At 48.1% G+C, this 16,258-nt stretch carries 13 protein-coding genes; 4 read left to right on the forward strand and 9 right to left on the reverse strand.

Features of this window, described 5'->3' with window-relative positions; all coding sequences use genetic code 11:
- Nucleotides 1-24: 24 nt before the first annotated feature.
- The 3 genes from BUA34_RS13060 to BUA34_RS13065 form a co-directional block, all read right to left on the reverse strand.
- Complete coding sequence (locus BUA34_RS13060) at nucleotides 25-984, reverse strand: ORF6N domain-containing protein (protein WP_072830299.1); 960 nt, start codon at nucleotides 982-984, stop codon at nucleotides 25-27.
- A 3-nt stretch (nucleotides 985-987) separates the two neighbouring features.
- A complete protein-coding gene (locus BUA34_RS15950; protein ID WP_175545460.1) occupies nucleotides 988-1,161 on the reverse strand; it encodes a hypothetical protein in 174 nt (57 codons plus the stop codon).
- A gap of 418 nt (nucleotides 1,162-1,579) precedes the next feature.
- Entirely contained in the window at nucleotides 1,580-2,290 is a 711-nt protein-coding gene (locus BUA34_RS13065) for a hypothetical protein (RefSeq protein WP_139255949.1), read from the reverse strand.
- Between the two features lie 382 nt (nucleotides 2,291-2,672).
- Here BUA34_RS13065 and thrS point away from each other — a divergent pair, with 382 nt between their 5' ends.
- On the forward strand, nucleotides 2,673-4,610 hold the full coding sequence (gene thrS / locus BUA34_RS13075; protein ID WP_072830305.1) for a threonine--tRNA ligase: 1,938 nt from the start codon (nucleotides 2,673-2,675) through the stop codon (nucleotides 4,608-4,610).
- 341 nt (nucleotides 4,611-4,951) lie between these two features.
- Here the strand turns inward: thrS and BUA34_RS13080 are convergent, their stop codons facing one another.
- Together BUA34_RS13080 and rd are read right to left on the reverse strand one after the other, a co-directional pair.
- Nucleotides 4,952-7,660 (reverse strand): TIGR02171 family lipoprotein, encoded by a 2,709-nt coding sequence (locus BUA34_RS13080; RefSeq protein WP_072830307.1) that lies wholly within the window; start codon nucleotides 7,658-7,660, stop codon nucleotides 4,952-4,954.
- 107 nt (nucleotides 7,661-7,767) lie between these two features.
- Nucleotides 7,768-7,929, reverse strand: a complete 162-nt coding sequence (rd, locus tag BUA34_RS13085; RefSeq protein ID WP_072830309.1) for a rubredoxin — start codon at nucleotides 7,927-7,929, stop codon at nucleotides 7,768-7,770.
- Between the two features lie 78 nt (nucleotides 7,930-8,007).
- Between rd and BUA34_RS13090 the strand changes: the two genes are divergently transcribed.
- Nucleotides 8,008-8,691 (forward strand): 4'-phosphopantetheinyl transferase family protein, encoded by a 684-nt coding sequence (locus BUA34_RS13090; protein WP_254794479.1) that lies wholly within the window; start codon nucleotides 8,008-8,010, stop codon nucleotides 8,689-8,691.
- A gap of 127 nt (nucleotides 8,692-8,818) precedes the next feature.
- On the opposite strand, the gene BUA34_RS13095 is transcribed toward BUA34_RS13090, so the two are convergent.
- Both BUA34_RS13095 and ybaK read right to left on the reverse strand, forming a co-directional pair.
- On the reverse strand, nucleotides 8,819-9,949 hold the full coding sequence (locus BUA34_RS13095; RefSeq protein ID WP_254794480.1) for a glycoside hydrolase family 16 protein: 1,131 nt from the start codon (nucleotides 9,947-9,949) through the stop codon (nucleotides 8,819-8,821).
- A gap of 20 nt (nucleotides 9,950-9,969) precedes the next feature.
- On the reverse strand, nucleotides 9,970-10,473 hold the full coding sequence (ybaK, locus tag BUA34_RS13100; protein ID WP_072830311.1) for a Cys-tRNA(Pro) deacylase: 504 nt from the start codon (nucleotides 10,471-10,473) through the stop codon (nucleotides 9,970-9,972).
- A 143-nt stretch (nucleotides 10,474-10,616) separates the two neighbouring features.
- Here ybaK and BUA34_RS13105 point away from each other — a divergent pair, with 143 nt between their 5' ends.
- Entirely contained in the window at nucleotides 10,617-11,486 is an 870-nt protein-coding gene (locus tag BUA34_RS13105) for a sensor domain-containing diguanylate cyclase (protein ID WP_072830313.1), read from the forward strand.
- A 25-nt stretch (nucleotides 11,487-11,511) separates the two neighbouring features.
- Entirely contained in the window at nucleotides 11,512-12,489 is a 978-nt protein-coding gene (locus tag BUA34_RS13110) for a Gfo/Idh/MocA family protein (protein ID WP_072830315.1), read from the forward strand.
- Between the two features lie 128 nt (nucleotides 12,490-12,617).
- On the opposite strand, the gene BUA34_RS13115 is transcribed toward BUA34_RS13110, so the two are convergent.
- Both BUA34_RS13115 and BUA34_RS13120 read right to left on the reverse strand, forming a co-directional pair.
- Nucleotides 12,618-15,092: a glycogen/starch/alpha-glucan phosphorylase gene (locus BUA34_RS13115; protein WP_072830317.1), complete on the reverse strand. Its 2,475-nt coding sequence runs from the start codon at nucleotides 15,090-15,092 to the stop codon at nucleotides 12,618-12,620.
- 127 nt (nucleotides 15,093-15,219) lie between these two features.
- Nucleotides 15,220-16,239 (reverse strand): helix-turn-helix transcriptional regulator, encoded by a 1,020-nt coding sequence (locus BUA34_RS13120; protein WP_072830319.1) that lies wholly within the window; start codon nucleotides 16,237-16,239, stop codon nucleotides 15,220-15,222.
- Nucleotides 16,240-16,258 lie beyond the last annotated feature (19 nt).

Genomic DNA, 16,258 nt, shown 5'->3' on the forward strand with positions numbered 1-16,258 from the left:
AGTTTTAGGAAAGAACAACATTCATCATCTTAGATTTGCTAAAATCATGGGAATTAGCATCTTGGGGTCATCCATCTTGCTAAAGGCAAAGCATTGTTTACCCAAGTCCTTCAGTGAAGCACCGATGAGATAAAGATCCTTGTTGTCGATAATCAAAAAGCGGTCGTGCATCTTTTGGGTATAGTCCATAGATGCTGTCGGATACTGCTTATTGAACTGTTCAACATCAGCCTGCCGTAATTCCGCTTTCGGGTGCGTATAAATCTTGACCGAGACATTCTTTTGCTTTACAGACAATCTCTCCAAAACAGATAAATCTACATATCCGTCAATAAGGACGATTTCTTTTTTTACCGTCTTGATGATGTTCTGGAAGAATGCGTAAGCATCGAAAATTTGTCCCTTGAAGAAAACGCCTTCCTTCGCCTTTTGAGGTGACGAATCCAACACATGGAATATCTTCGAAAAGTTTTCGTCAATCTTCCTGAATTTAGTTTCATGCTCCAAAAATTTCGCATCGACCTTATTTTCTACCGCATCCAGGCGACTTGCAATTGCGATGTTCCTATGCAAATAATGGCGCATCTGGACAAAGGCATTCATAATTTCAATGCTGACCTTAATCGCCTTTTCGCTACGAAGAACCGCCGAAAGCATGGCAACGCCCTGTTCCGTAAAGGCATAAGGGGCATAACGTAATCCTTTTTGGTCTGATTTGGAGGTCGCAAATTGCGACCTCCAATGCGCGAACTCCTCGTTATCCAATTGGAACATAAACATTTCAGGAAATCTTTCGCTATTTCGATTTACCTGTTCTTTCAAGCGCTTCGTTTCCACGCCATACAACTCCGCAATGTCTCGGTCAATCATTACTTGAACATCGCGAATAACCACAATTTTGCTCGCAATTTGCGAATTGGCCAATTTGGAGGTCGCAAATTGTGACCTCCAAACGGTTTCAGATTGGACAATATTCTTTTTCATTTTTTATCCTCTCGGATAGCGCAATTTCGTTCCACACTTAGGGCAACGCAGAACAAGTTCCTTAAGCCTTTTGATTTCGGCATCCTTTTCTTCCAGCACCTTGGCGAAATCTCCGATAGCGTTTTGCCCGCCAAAATTCGGCCCGCCATTAAATTTTCCGAAAACATCTTCAAACATGATTACTCCTTATAAATTTTGGTTAAACATCGCCATTGGGCGATATTTTGACAGGCCGTTGCGATTACGCTAAAAAAACAGCGCACAACATGCCCTTGCTTATTTGTTATGTATTGAAAATTTCCACGCCCTGCGCGGAATGGGATGATCTTGCAATCCTGTTGGCGGGGGCTTTCCCCGGCGTTACCTGGCACCCGCCTTGGCGAGCGCTCTCGAGTAGGTCATGTTCCTACCAGCTATCCAACAGGACCATCAAGAAAGTTGATGGGCCCCGCCGCGAATGCACGTACGGACCCAAAGGTCTATGTCGACTGTCACGAGGATTATCGAATATTAGCTACAATATATACAAATAGATTGTCGAAGTCAAGGGGCTTCCACTTTCAATTTGTTAAATGTCCCGTAACGCCCTGCGGCTTTACCCTGAGCCAAATAGACCTAGTTGAACAAAGAACCTGTATTTGAAATCTTCGGCGAAGTTCTTTTCGAAACGGATTCCCGTGTCCAGAAAATATCCCGTTGTTCCTCTAGAGGGTTTCATTGAAAATCGTAAACTTAAATCGTTTGTATAAGTAAAGCTGCGCGCATGGAAGCCTTCTTGAATCACATGCGTTGTAAAATGGTTTTGGTCGTTAATACCAAGCCATGAACCCGGTACAAGGGGGATGTAAACCATTCCGCACCAGATAAAGAGTGGTGCCAAAACCAAAAAGCCAGGGCCATCTGATTCGGAACCCGTTATTTTCCTAGCAACGGCATCAATTCCATTGAAAAGAAACCATCCTCCTGCGGCAAACAGGGCGTCATCGGAAGCTCCGAAATCGTCAACCCTTAAATGGAGGGGCTCGTATCCGACATGGATACTATATCCATCTGTAATATTGATTGGTAAAACGTCAAGAAAAGTAAAAATGGAAAAGTCAAATACATTAGGTGTCGCATAGCCGGCACTAAAACCAAGAGCTCTGGGCATGTAACGCTCGTTATGATGTTCGAGCATTTTGTCCAATTGTTCTTCTTCTTTCGAGGCGTTTATTTCTTGGGCCATGACATTGTTGCAAAAGCAAAGGACGATAATGCCTGCAATTCGCAGCAAAAATCGTTGAGTTTGTATGTGAAGTACTGCCATGCATTTAAATATAACAATGGAGTTGGAGTCTTAGGGGTGTCCCCTAGGCGAAGGGGTTGCGGAAAACGCCGAAGGCGGTTGAAGCGTGGGGACAACTGTCCAAGGCGAGAGTCGCGACAGGTTACTTGCAAACTGGCATGACCGAGCCGAACAGTTGGGGATTGAGCGCAGCGAAAGACCAAGGCTTTCCCCTCCCTTTTTGTATGGATTGCTTCGCGACGCTCGCAATGACGTTTTTCGGGTCAATTTTCGATTACATTCCCTAACCACTAATCACCAACCACTAGCCACACTAATAGTCTTTTTCTATCTTACCGCGCACCGCCAGATGTCGTATTTCTGGGGAACCGGGCGAGAACCGCCCATGAAAAAGGAAATTATTATGTCTCAAATCGAACTCACTTTCCCCGATGGCTCCGTACGTTCCGTAGCATCGGGCACAACCGGCCTCGAAATCGCAAAGAGCATTTCTGAAGGTCTCGCACGCAAGGCTCTCGGCGTTAAGCTCGGTGACAAGGTCCTCGACCTCAAGCGCCCGCTCACAGAAAGCGGCGCTATCAAGATCATCACCCCGAGCAACGACGATCCGGATGCATTGATGCTCCTCCGCCACAGCTGTAGCCACGTGCTCGCCGAAGCTATCTGCGACTTGTTCCCGGGCACTAAGCTCGCTTACGGTCCGGCTATCGACAAGGGTTTCTACTACGATTTGATGACACCGACCCCGATCCAGCAGTCGGATTTCGAGCGCATCGAAAAGCGCATGAAGGAAATCATCAAGGAAGACCGTCCGTTCGTGCGTTGCGAAGTCAGCGCCGAAGATGGCCTGAAGCGCACTGAAGGCGACAAGTACAAGACCGATAACGCTCAGCGCGCACTCGCCCGCGAAGGCAGCGACGGCACGCTCAGCTTCTACGTGACTGGCGAACCGGGCAAGAACTTTGAAGACCTCTGTGCCGGTCCTCATGTGCCTTCTACTGGCAAGCTCAAGAATTTCAAGGTGCTTTCCATGTCCGGTGCTTACTGGCATGGCGACCAGAACAGCGACCAGCTGACCCGTGTGTACGGCACCTGCTTTGCCGACAAGGAAGGTCTCGAAACTTATTTGAAGTTCCTCGAAGAAGCCGAAAAGCGCGACCACCGCAAGATCGGCAAGGAAATGGACCTCTACCACATCGAAGACCATTCTCCGGGCATGGTGTTCTGGCACCCGAAGGGCACCAAGATGGTGAACGCCCTGAAGGACTACATCCGCGGTAAGATTGACCGTCGCGGCTACCTGGAAGTGATCACGCCGGAAATCGTGAACAAGACTTTGTGGATCAAGTCCGGCCACGCCGACAAGTACAACGAGAACATGTTCAAGACGCTGGCTGGCGACGTGGAAATGGCTGTGAAGCCGATGAACTGCCCCTGCCACATCCAGATTTTCAATACGGGTCTCCGCAGCTGGCGTGACCTTCCGATGCGCCTTGCCGAATTCGGTAAGTGCCACCGTTACGAACCTGCCGGTACGATGCACGGCCTGATGCGTGTGCGCGGCTTTGTGCAGGACGATGCTCACATCTTCTGTACCGAAGATCAGATTGCAAGCGAAGTGGCTGACTTCTGCGCCCTCGTCAAGGAAATCTACCACGACTTCGGTTTCGACGAAATCGTCGTGAAGTTCTCCACCCGTCCGGAAAAGCGCGTGGGTTCCGACGAAATTTGGGACAAGGCTGAAGCCGCCCTCGCCGAAGCAACGAAGCTCGCTGGCCTCGACTACATCCTGAACCCGGGTGAAGGTGCCTTCTACGGCCCGAAGCTTGAATTCACGCTGAAGGACAGCCTCGGACGTGACTGGCAGTGCGGTACGATCCAGGTCGACTTCAACCTCCCGCAGCGCCTTGGTGCTGAATATGTCGGTAAGGACAACCAGAAGCACATTCCGGTGATGCTGCACCGTGCCGCCGTGGGTTCCATCGAACGCTTCCTCGGCATCCTTATCGAAGAATTCATGGGCGATTTCCCGCTGTGGCTCGCTCCGGTTCAGGCCCGCGTGCTCCCGATTTCCGAGAAGTTCGTTGACTACGCGAAGTCCGTGGAAAAGGAACTCGTGAACGCCGGTGTCCGTGTGGAAGTCGACGAATCCAACGAGAAGCTCGGTTACAAGATCCGCCAGTGCGAACTCCAGAAGGTGCCGTACCTCCTCATCGTCGGTGAGAAGGAAGTGGCCGATGGTGTTGTGTCTGTCCGCCGTCGTAAAGAAGGCGACAAGGGCAGCATGACTGTCCAGGCCTTCCTCGACATGACCGCTGACGACAGAAAAGTTGTTCGCTAATCAATAACTGATTACAATTACAAACGTAGGCTTTCTTTGAGCCTACGTTTTTTTGTGCGTAAGCGTAAGGAAGGCGATTACCGCCCAAGCCGAGTGTCGCGACGGGGTGCTTGCACACCGGCATGACCGAGGCGAGCGGGAAGGACTCCGAAGGAGTCCCCAAGGGTCAGATGACCGTTGCCCAGTTCCTCGAAATGACTGCAGAAGACCGCAAGGTCGTCCGCTAGTCAATAACCGAATGTCTTTCGCAAACGTAGGTTCCTTTGAGCCTACGTTTTTTTTGTGCCGTTTTCCTGTAAAATTGACATGCGTCTGTACGAAGATAATTGACCGGCATCCCCTTATTTCAAATCAATTTTAAGCGCTTTTATGAGCGAATCTAAACGATTTGTGAATTTTTTAGCTCCCGTGTCCGAAAGATGGTCGCAGTTGAGGGCGTCAATGTCTTCGTAATCGTGATTTCCCATCTTGTTTTCGTCCATCAATTTAAAGTTCGAGTATTTTTCTTCGTACTTTTGAATTTTTTCAATCATTTCCTTCGCGACTGAGCGACGGAGCCCATATCGCCCGAATGCCCCTGTTTCCTTGTAGCCGGGGGATTGCGGGAAGATGACTCCGATGATGAAAATATTATGTTCTTTGGCTTCTTGGATGAATGCTTCCACTTCTTCGAGCAACATATCGGTGGGGTGCTTATTTGCAATGTCCATGTATGTGGAGTCCACATAAATGGGGCTTCCTTGCCATCCTTCGCCGGGGCCTTCGACATGGCCAAGCATCTCTTGTTCCGTTTCTCTGATTTCGCTGTTTTCGCCGTAGGAATCGCGTGTGAGTTCGTATAAGCCTTTGGGGTATCCTTCGGGCCAGAATTTGTGAGATTCGTCGTAAACGAATCCGGGAGAGTGAACAAAAATGAGATCCCAGAAACTGGGCATTTCGTAATGACGCCAAAATAAAATGTCTAGGTCAAGCGAGATAACCGCAACTTTGAATTTGGGTAAAAGGTTGGCTCCATATCCAAAGAAAATTCTTCTTGCAACGGACAAGTCTACTGCGGCATTGGACATGTTGATTGAGAAGATATTTTTGTTCTTGTTTAAAATGATCGGGTTGATGCCTGCCCATGGTCTAGAGGAACCCGAAATTAAAACATTGATGGAATCGCGGTGCTTGTAAAGTAATTCCAAATCGTAGCGGGTCATTGTTGTGCTCATGTCGCCTGAGTAGGGACAGTTGAGCTCGTATTGCCCGGCACTGTCAACGTCCAATGATGTTTCGAAATTCTGGAGTTTGCCAATCCAAAAATATGGATGCCACAGTTCCGTGCCGTTTGCAATTTCTGTAATGCTGGAATCGTTTGTATTTACCAGGACAATTTTAGGATGTTCGCCGTTTATGTTTGTGAGTGTTGCAACTGCAAGATTTTCGCTGTTGTGTACCCATTCTGTATGGTCGAATGTGTAGCCTTTCGGTGCAGGAATCATCTTTATAAGTTTGCCTGTGCTATCGGCAATCAATAACTGTTCGTGGGTAGTGTACTTGTGTCCCGAGAATTCCTTTCCGGTGTTTCCGCCAAAGTCCAAGAATAAAGTCTGCTTTGTCAATTCAGAGAAGGAGGCGTTGCACGCTTGTTCTTTGTTGTACCAAATTTCGTTCTTGTCGTTGATATGTGCACGGAGCAATCTTGCTCCCGAGACGGCGAACTTTTCGTCGGTGCTGAGGCCTCCATTGAATGTCCCGTCAAGAATTTTTCTTGGCTTTCCGAATTTTCCGCCAGCAAAAGGAACACTCCATGTAGCTTCTTTTTTCCATGCCGTTTCATCGGAATTATTTTCGGTGCTTGACACATAAACGATTTCGGTGTCGGCTCCGACTACGCGCCAGCGCGGAATTGCAGCGCTTTCTACATCGAGCTTGATTTTGTCGGCTTCAATGGAATCGAGTCGTTGAACGTAAAGCGAGGAATTTCCAGAAATACCCTCGTACTTTGTTGAAAATGCAACAAGGTTCCCGTTGGGCGAAAGCGTGGGATGGTAGGCGTCAACCGAGTCTTCGATTTCTTTGACAGTGGGCGTTCCGTTTGCAAAATTGACAAAAGCAATGTTTCCTGTTTCGTCATTGCGGAAAACGAGTTTGTTCTGGTATGTTTTCGTCGATTTTTTCAGCAATGCAGATGTCGTGAGAACATTGATGGGTGATGCTGTGGCAATGCCCTTGGCGTTCATCCAAACTGCGTCAGGAATTTTTCCGAAGGCGAGTCTGAATCCAACATAGTTGGCCTTGGTTGATGAAGTGACTGTATAAACATCTCCGCGGTTGTCAAGTAACGTTGCCGCGGCTTCATTTCGGTAGCTGCCGCCTTTTACGACGCGCTCTCCGACATTTCCACCATCCGGTGCTCCTGCATAGTTTGTAATGGTTGTGTCGTGGAGAACACCCATCCAGTCGTTTACCCATTCCATTGCGTTCCCAGCAAGGTCGCAAAAATCGCTTTGGGATTCTGCTGTACAGGGCTTATGTAATTTGTAATCGGAATTGTCTGCGTTCCAGCCTTGTTTCGGATCCCATTGTTTTGAGGCAACTAAAGTCCACTCGGCTTCGGTCGGAAGTCTGTAGGCGTCATTTTGGGCATTGAATGTGTAACCTGCTAAATCGGTGCAATGTCCTTCAGAATCAAAAGTTGCCGCGGTGTAGCTGTAGGCTGTGTCCAGTTTATCGTTTTTGCTTTTTTCGTTGGCGAAAAGCACTGCATCGAAAAATGTCACGTTGGTTACAGGCAATTCGGGATTGTCGCATTTTATTTTCTTGATGAACTTTGTGAAATCACCACAAGTGACTTCGTGCTTGTCAAGAGAAAAATCGTATGTGAATTTAACAGTCTGTTTTGGACCCATCTTGACCGATGCGTTCGTTGCGTTTACGCGCATCATTCCGGCGTGGTTGTTGTCGCTGCGTATGGAAAATTCGTTAGAATTGCTCGAAGATGTTCCACTGTCGGAACAGCAGACCAATAGACTTGCGACAAAAAACAACACAGACTGTTTTTTCATAAAACCGAATCCTGATCTAAAGGGTTATATAAAAATACAAATTTTGAACAGGTCAAAAAAGCCGGGAAGCTTTATGCACCCGGCGCATCAACAAGTGAAACTTTCAATTATCCTTCTTTTGCGAATTCTTCTTTGCCGACACCGCAAATGGGGCAAACCCAATCTTCCGGTAAATCTTCGAAGGCGGTACCCGGTGCTACTCCGTTATCGGGGTCACCAACTGCAGGGTCATAAACGTAACCGCAAGTTTCGCATTTGTATTTGGCCATGATTTTCTCCTTGCTTTATAGTGCTTTTTTTAAACTATATAAATAAAAGAGAGAACGTTAGATTTTTATATTTTTTTTGTGCTTGAAACGACTCGAATTTACATTGCCGATATTTCTGTATTGAAGGATGCTTCCGTTTTTGAAAGTTTTTTGAAAAAAGTTCCTGAATATCGTCAAAAAAAGGCAATGTCCTTTAAATTTGAAAAAGGTAAAACGCAGTCGTTGGGCGTTGGAATTTTACTCAAAATGGCTTGCGAAGAATCTGGTTTTTCGGGTGCTGATGAGCATATTGTGTATGGCGAAAACGGAAAGCCTTTTTTCGCTGATTTCCCGGATGTGCATTTTAATTTGTCTCATTCAGGTGAACGCGTGATGTGCGTTATTTCGCCTTTTGAGGTGGGCTGCGATGTCGAAATTATAAAGGGCGACCGTGGCCGCCTTGCCGAACGCTTCTTTAAGCCTGAAGAATCAGCTTGGATCAAACATTTCGAGACACTTGAGGCGCAATCCGAGGCGTTTTACAGGTTGTGGACTCTTAAAGAATGTTATATGAAAGTAACGGGACGAGGCATGTCCCTTATGCCGGACATGTTTGCGTTGCATGTGGATGAAAACGAGAATGTTTCGCTATTTCACGATGGCGTGCGTCCGGAATATGCGTTCCGAGAAATCGACTTGCATGACGGCTACCGTTATGCTTATTGCATAAAGAACAATGGCAAAGACGCTCCGCAAGAAGTGAAGCGTGTAGATTTGTTTTAAAACGATTTCTCTTGCTCAGTCATCCCGGACACCGTTCTCTTTGACTACTTGCAGCTTTGCTGCTTAGTAGTCATGATCCGCGAATGGGGACGGGATCGCCTTTTTCCTATTGTCTACTTTCTTCCGTTTACTGGCTAACTCTTATATAATCGACGAGCATTTCGTTCGGGAACTGTGAATCGTCTACTTCAAAGCCGGGCCAGTTGCCTGCTACGGCAACGTTCAGCAAGAAGAAAAATGGCTTGTGGAATTCTTCGGTGTCTCCCTCATTGCCCTCGATTAGAATCTCATGGTACATGAAATCGTCGACGAACATGCGAATGTATTTCTCGTCCCACGTGAATTTATATGTGTGGAACTGCGTAATGTCAAGTTCGAATTTCTGATCGCGGTAATTGCCGGTGTTATTTTCGTAGGTGGCATATTCGGCACCGTTTGCCCAATGGTTTGTGCCGTAGATTTTGTTTTCACGGTTGACCGCTTCAATGATGTCGATTTCACCGCAGGCGGGCCATCCGACGGTGTCGAAGTTTTCGCCGAGCATCCAAAATGCGGGCCAGATTCCCTTGCCGGTTGGGAGCGCAATGCGGGCTTCTACAGTACCATATTTGAATGCAAACTTGCCTTTGGTAAGCATGCGTGCGGAGGTGTACTTTTGACCTTCGTAGTCTTCTTTTTGCGCGCGGATGTGCAAGACACCGTCCTTGACATAGGCGTTTTCCTTGCGGTCGGTGTAGTATTCCCATTCATTATTGCCCCAGCCGCTTGCTCCCGTGCCGATGTCGAATGTCCATTTGGTGGGGTCAATGGATTCACCATCGAATTCATCGTTCCAGAGGTATTGTGCAGTGGGCTCCGCACTGCTTGAAGATACCGCTTCCGCGCTGCTCGAAGAACTCGTCACGGCGGGCTTAGACCCGCCATCGGAGCTACTAGACGATGCAGTTTCAATGCTACTTGATGATTGAACAGCTATGCTGCTTGAAGATGCCGCGGAGCTTTCAATTACGCTTTCGCTAGAGCTCGAAAGGAGATTCCCGCTCGAGGCGGGAATGACAAAGGACGAACTCGTTTCAGCGGGAATGACAGAAGAGGAGGACTCCGCGGAACTTTCGATGGTGTTTTCACTAGAGCTTGTTTCTGCGGGAATCGGTGGTTCGCAGATTTTGTCCCCAGAACATGCGGCCAAAGCGGCAATTCCTAATAGGGCGATTCCCGTTGCGAAACTTTTGAGAATTACTTTGTACTTATATGCCATAAAACCAACCCCTTACTTTTTTACTTTGCGTCCGGATCTTCCGGGTGGACACGTGCGATTACGCCAACCGTTGCTCGCGTTGCCTTGATCAAGTCTGCCGGCGCTACTTTCAACTGCAGACCACGTTCGCCTGCGCTCACGTAAATGTACGGGAACTGCATCGCTGTTTCGTGAATGAAAATGGGGAAGTTCTTCTTGAGCCCGAGCGGGCTGCAGCCGCCACGAATGTAACCTGTCAACGGGGTCAAATCCTTGAGCGGAACGGTGTCGATTTTTTTGTTGCCGCTCACCTTGGCTGCCCCCTTCAAATCGACTTCGAGATTGCCCGGCACAACGCAAATAAGATAACCTATCTTGTCGCCATGCACAAGAATCGTTTTGAAAACCTGGTTGATATCTTCGCCCAAACTATCGGCCACATGCTGTGCTCCAAGGTCATTTTCGTCAACCTTGTATGGGATTAGTTCGTATTGAATCTTCTGTCTGTCCAAAATGCGTGCGGCATTAGTCTTTTTGATTTCCATAAATTCCTCAATAGCGGGTATTTTACCCTTGAATATTCCATTTTCAAATATAAATCTTTGGAGTGACCGGTTGCAATAGTCCTTAGTGAAAGCTAAATTAAAATAGTATGGTTGTATAGTATTTGGTGTAGAAGGAGTATTCTATGGACGTGATGAAGATTGACTATGACTTGTTCAAGAAAATCTTGAAAGAGATTCCGTCGAATATTTTCTTCAAGGACACCGAATGCCGTTACGTTTTTTCGACGCATTACTGGCGCCATCTTCAAGGAGCCGAGGATCCGTCGTGGGATATTGCCGGTAAGACTGACCTGGAAATCCGTAAAGATAAAGAAAATGCGAAACTCGCGATGGAACAGGATCGCGAAATCCTTCGCACGGGCAAAGGTACGCAGTACGTCATTGAAATTAATCAAGATGGCGTGACGGAATTTTTGGAACTTATTAAGAATCCGGTTCGCGATGACGATGGCAATATTATTGGTATTGTCGGTCTTATCAACAACGTAACCGAAAAAGTTTTGCTTGAAAAAAAACTTGAGATGTATGCCCACACTGACATGCTCACGGGCTTGTACAATCGAAATTATTTCGAAGAATGGGTTTCAAATTCTGTCAAGCCTGAAATGTGCCCTATGTGCGTAATTTCAGCGGATTGCGATGGCTTAAAGAGTACGAACGATTCGTATGGTCACGTTATTGGTGATGAACTGATTCGTTTGACTGCATCGCTGTTCCGCGTGGTGCTCCCGGAAAAGGCGGTGATGTTCCGCGTGGGTGGTGACGAGTTTTTCCTTGTGCTTCCGAATACGACGCAAGAGGAATGTAAAAAGTATATCGATAACATGAATGAAGTTTCTCGTGCGCTGCTCTTGAAGGGTAAGCCAATTTGTGTTTCGTTTGGCTCTTGTGAAATCCAGTCGCCATCGCTTAGCTTTATGCAAGCTATGGAAATTGCAGATAAGCGAATGTATATGGAAAAAAGTACGAAGAAAGCTGAACAGAAAGAGTAATTGACGTTTGAACGATAGAAATTCCATGAAAAAAGAATACAAGGCGGTGCTATTTGGTAATGGCACCATGGGCGAACGCCATCGCAAGTTTTTTGAATATTCCGGTGTACGTTTTTTAAGAATTTTTGATTTGGACGATTTGGATAGCGCCGGCAACATGCGTACTTCGCTCGTTGATGAATTTATTTCGAATGAAAAAATTGATTTTGCCGTGATTGCGTCTCCGGCTACAACGCATTACCAGTATGCAAAGCTTTGCCTTGAACGGAATATTTCGGTGTTCGTGGAAAAGCCGCTTGCAACGCTTGGCGAACAAGCGCAAGAGCTCGCGGATTTGGCTATCCGCAATAACGTGATTTTGTTTGTAGCGCAGTCGGAATGTTTTAATTCGGTGTTCTTGAACTTCCGAAAGCATTTTATGGCGGAACTCGGTGACGTTAAGAATGCCGCCCGCAATTTCCGAGATGAAGTACGCTTGAATGAATGCGCTGAATTGAATAAGTGCGCGAAATCCCCGTTCCGCTTGGAATTCCGCCGTGAACACAAGTATTCAGCGCGTTGCCGCGATGTGAACGTGGCGCTAGATTTGCTAGTGCATGACCTAAGCCTTTGCCTTTCGATGTTCCACTATGATGATTTGAAAGTGGAAAAGTTCACGATTTCAAAAAATGAAGACCGTGCGCAAATGCAAATAAGCATTGTAAAAGGTGCGCATGCTGGGGCTGAACTCGACTTTATTGTAGACCGCAATAGCAATGTCGATGTGCGGACGATCTCTGTGGAATTTGCAAGAGGAGATGGTGGCCCATCATGCGATTACTCGGTGAGCCTTGCGCCGCATAACGAAAATGGCGAAGTTATTCACATCTCGGATTCGCTCGAAAATGAGCACAAGTTCTTTTTGAAGTTAATGGCCGGAGCCTGTTCTGAATGGGGTAGGCGTGCTGCGCAAAGCGCCGCGAACGCCGTCAAGCTCGCGACAATTTCTACAGCGTCATCCTAAACGAAACAATTATTCGTCACTAAAAAAGTCCGCGACTTTCATCGCGGACTCTTCTGTAATAACGTTTTAACCTGCGTCTACTTTCGTCTTTCGTCTGTAGGACCGCAGGTCCGTTCTTTCGTCTAAGCTTACAGCGTAATGCTGCACGGCTTGGCGTTCCAGATTTCTTCGGCGTACTGCTTGATGGTACGGTCTGAGCTGAACTTGCCCATGCGAGCGACGTTGAGGATTGCCATTTCTGCCCAGTGCTTCTTGTCCTGGTAAGCTTCAGCAACCTTCTTCTGCATATCCACATAGCTGCGGAAGTCTGCGCAGAGCATGTACGGGTCATGCGACAGGAGCTTTTCAGCAATGTGCTTGAAGGTTTCCGGATGATCCGGGCTGAAGAAGCCAGAAGCGATAAGGTCAATTACGCGGCGGAGATCGTCGTCATGTTCGTAGAAGTCGCGCGGACGGTAACCCTTGGCGAGAAGGTCCGTCACTTCTTCAACAGTGAGGCCGAAGATGAAGATGTTGTCGTCACCGACTTCTTCCTTCATTTCCACGTTAGCGCCGTCGAGCGTACCGATGGTGAGAGCGCCGTTCAAAGCAAACTTCATGTTACCCGTACCCGAAGCTTCGGTACCGGCGGTAGAAATCTGTTCGGAGAGGTCTGCGGCCGGAATGATCTTTTCGGCGAAGGACACGCGGTAGTTCTCGAGGAACACCATCTTGAGCTTGCCCTTGCATGCCGGGTCTGCATCGATGATGCTTGCCACTGCGTTTGCAAGACGGATAATCTGCTTAGCCATCCAGTAACCCGGAGCGGACTTACCGCCAATCATGATGGTACGCGGCATGATTTCCTTGCCGTCCTTCACCTGGATGTAAAGGTGGATGGCGTGGAGAATGTTCAAGAGCTGGCGCTTGTATTCGTGAATACGCTTGACCTGCACGTCGAAGAACGTGTTCGTGTCGACATCGACATTCTGCGTTGCCTTGAGGTACTTGGCAAGGCGTTCCTTGTTCTGCTTCTTGACCGCCATGAATTCCTTCTGGAATGCTGCGTCCTTGGCGAACTTTTCGAGCTTCTTCAGATCGTCCAAATCCTTGACCCAGGATTCACCAATCTTAGAAGAGATGAGTTCGGACATAGCCGGGTTAGCCTTGCGGACCCAGCGACGCGGCGTCACGCCGTTTGTCTTGTTGTTGAACTTTTCAGGCCACAGTTCGTAGAAGTCCTTGAAGAGCGTCGTCTTCAAAAGGTCGGAGTGGAGTGCTGCCACGCCGTTCACAGCAAACGAACCCACAATGGAGAGATATGCCATGCGGACCATCTTGCAGCCGCCTTCTTCGATAAGGCTCATGCGGGCGAGACGGTTGTTGTCGCCAGGCCACTTCATGGAAACCATGCGGAGGAAACGTGCGTTGATTTCGTAAATAATCTGGAGGTGACGCGGCAAGAGCTTTTCGAACAAGCTTACCGGCCACTTTTCAAGAGCTTCCGGCATGAGCGTGTGGTTCGTATAAGCGAACGTGTGTGTCACGATGTCCCAAGCTTCGTCCCATTCGAGGTTTTCAATGTCGAGGAGGATGCGCATCATTTCAGCGATAGAAATTGCCGGGTGCGTATCGTTCAACTGGATGGCGACCTTTTCCGGGAAAAGCTTCCAGTCGTTGTTGTGGAGCTTCTTGAAGCGCTTGATGATGTCCTGCAAGGAGGCCGAGCAGAGGAAGTACTGCTGCTTGAGGCGCAGTTCCTTACCGTTCATGGAGGAGTCGTTCGGGTACAGAACCTTCGAAATCGTTTCAGAAAGTTCCATGTCCTGCACAGCGGCGATGTAGTCGCCGTTGTTGAAATAGCTGAGGCCGAAATCGTCGGCGGACTTCGCGCTCCAGAGGCGGAGGTTGTTCACCGTATTGTTCTTGTAACCCGGAATCGGTGTGTCGTAGGGGAGGGCAAGCACGTAGTCCTTCGTTTCCCAGCGGTTGCGGAGACGACCGTTTTCGTCCATCCAGCTCACCACGTAACCGTAGAACGGAACCTTGATGGCGTTTGCCGGGCGGGCGATTTCCCACGGGTTCGGAAGGCGCAGCCAGTTGTCCGGCTGTTCTTCCTGTTCACCGTTCACAATCTTCTGGCTGAACATACCGTATTCGTAACGGATGCCCATACCCGTTGCTGGGAGTTCGAGCGTTGCCATGGAGTCGAGGAAGCAAGCGGCCAAGCGGCCAAGACCGCCGTTGCCGAGACCTGCATCCACTTCCTGTTCGCGGAGTTCTTCGAGCGTCATGCCGATTTCGTCAAGAGCTTCCGTCACGGCGCTTTCGACGTCGAGGTTCAACACGGAGTTGCCGAGCGTACGGCCAATCAAAAATTCGAGAGAAAGGTAATAGACGCGCTTGACGTCTTTTTCGTAATAGGTATTCTGTGTCTTGATCCAGCGGTCAACAAGACGGTCACGCACGGCGTAAGCCACGGCGAGGAACTTTTCGTGGTCCGTCACCGTGTAGTTGCTGCGGGCGAGCGTGTGGTGGATGTGATCGGTAAATGCCTTGCGGAAGGCTTCCGCGTCGGTACCGAGCACTGTGATATCACTTGCGTTCTTGGTTGTTTTAGCCATAAATCTAACCTGCCTGGTATTGTTTATTCAATCCAAGGAAAAGTTTAGAAATTTTTACGAGATTTGCAATACGTTAATTCTGTAAACCATAGTTGTAAGCCTTTTCAGGATATGTAAATGATGTGGGCTATCTATGGGAGTATGTGCTGTGGAGGAAGTATGAAAATTCGTTTAGGCGATTGCGGAGAGAATAAGGCTTGATGACTTCGGCGGAATCTGCGTACGAAAGAACCCAGCGGTATAGTAATTCGTTCGCTTCGACCTTCATCGTGACGCGTAATTGTCCGTTCTTTAGCTCCTCGACTTTCATTGAGCGGTGGAACGGCTTTTCATCAAGGTAGAATTTGGCGCTTGGGTCGAAAATTATTTCGACATCTTCGGCTTTCGGGTCTTGCGTGCCTAAAATGGCGGAACCGAGCATGACGCGCTTGCGGAGCGTTTCAATAACTTTTGGATTTTCCTGGAATGTTTCTTTGGTGAGTTCGATGCTCTTGATGCGACGGAACTTGAGAACGTACGTCTTGCCTGGATTGCTTTGTGATTCGCAGCCGATGTAAATCTCGTTTTGATAAATGATGATCATCAGCGGAATGCGCACTTTCTTTTCCACTTTTTCAGGAGTGGCGTATTCCACCAAGATTTTACGGTGGTCGTGAATGGCTCGCAAAATGGTCTTGAGTTTGTCGCTCGCGTCTTCCTCGAAATTAGGCGGTGTCCCCATAAAGAGAATTTTTGTATTCAGGGCGTCGGAAACTTGCTGGAGCGCCTTTCGTTCGCTTGCTGGCAGAGTCTTGTTGATCTTTTCAAGCAATGCGAAAATCAGTTCGCTTGTCGCGGGGTAGATGTTGGCAATGCGCTGCAAGAATACGAAATGCAGCATCGTGTTTTCGAAATTCGGGAACAGCAGGCGGTCAGCCGTCTTGATGGCGGACTGATAGGCGAATGAACGCCCTTTGCCGTGCGTTTGTATGTACGCTCCGTTGTTCATGGACACGAGAAAGCTCATGTCGCGCTGCACATTGCGGCGTTCTCCCTCTGGAATCTGCAACACTTCCATCAAATTACTGATGGAATAGCTCTTGTCTGGATTCGAAATCAAGTGCGCAAAAAGTTGAACGGTACGTTCCCCGCGAGTTTTCTCTGCCATAATAAACCTCTACGGATTA

Source organism: Fibrobacter sp. UWB12 (genome assembly GCF_900142485.1).
Taxonomy (GTDB): Bacteria; Fibrobacterota; Fibrobacteria; order Fibrobacterales; family Fibrobacteraceae; genus Fibrobacter.

Excerpts from the sequence above, each read along its gene's own strand:
- BUA34_RS13105 (WP_072830313.1), top strand. The coding sequence starts at position 10,617 with ATGGACGTGATGAAGATTGACTATGACTTGTTCAAGAAAATCTTGAAA.
- BUA34_RS13080 (WP_072830307.1), bottom strand. The coding sequence starts at position 7,660 with ATGAAAAAACAGTCTGTGTTGTTTTTTGTCGCAAGTCTATTGGTCTGC.
- BUA34_RS13060 (WP_072830299.1), bottom strand. The coding sequence starts at position 984 with ATGAAAAAGAATATTGTCCAATCTGAAACCGTTTGGAGGTCACAATTT.
- BUA34_RS13115 (WP_072830317.1), bottom strand. The coding sequence starts at position 15,092 with ATGGCTAAAACAACCAAGAACGCAAGTGATATCACAGTGCTCGGTACC.
- BUA34_RS13120 (WP_072830319.1), bottom strand. The coding sequence starts at position 16,239 with ATGGCAGAGAAAACTCGCGGGGAACGTACCGTTCAACTTTTTGCGCAC.
- BUA34_RS13065 (WP_139255949.1), bottom strand. The coding sequence starts at position 2,290 with ATGGCAGTACTTCACATACAAACTCAACGATTTTTGCTGCGAATTGCA.
- rd (WP_072830309.1), bottom strand. The coding sequence starts at position 7,929 with ATGGCCAAATACAAATGCGAAACTTGCGGTTACGTTTATGACCCTGCA.
- ybaK (WP_072830311.1), bottom strand. The coding sequence starts at position 10,473 with ATGGAAATCAAAAAGACTAATGCCGCACGCATTTTGGACAGACAGAAG.
- thrS (WP_072830305.1), top strand. The coding sequence starts at position 2,673 with ATGTCTCAAATCGAACTCACTTTCCCCGATGGCTCCGTACGTTCCGTA.
- BUA34_RS13110 (WP_072830315.1), top strand. The coding sequence starts at position 11,512 with ATGAAAAAAGAATACAAGGCGGTGCTATTTGGTAATGGCACCATGGGC.
- BUA34_RS15950 (WP_175545460.1), bottom strand. The coding sequence starts at position 1,161 with ATGTTTGAAGATGTTTTCGGAAAATTTAATGGCGGGCCGAATTTTGGC.
- BUA34_RS13095 (WP_254794480.1), bottom strand. The coding sequence starts at position 9,949 with ATGGCATATAAGTACAAAGTAATTCTCAAAAGTTTCGCAACGGGAATC.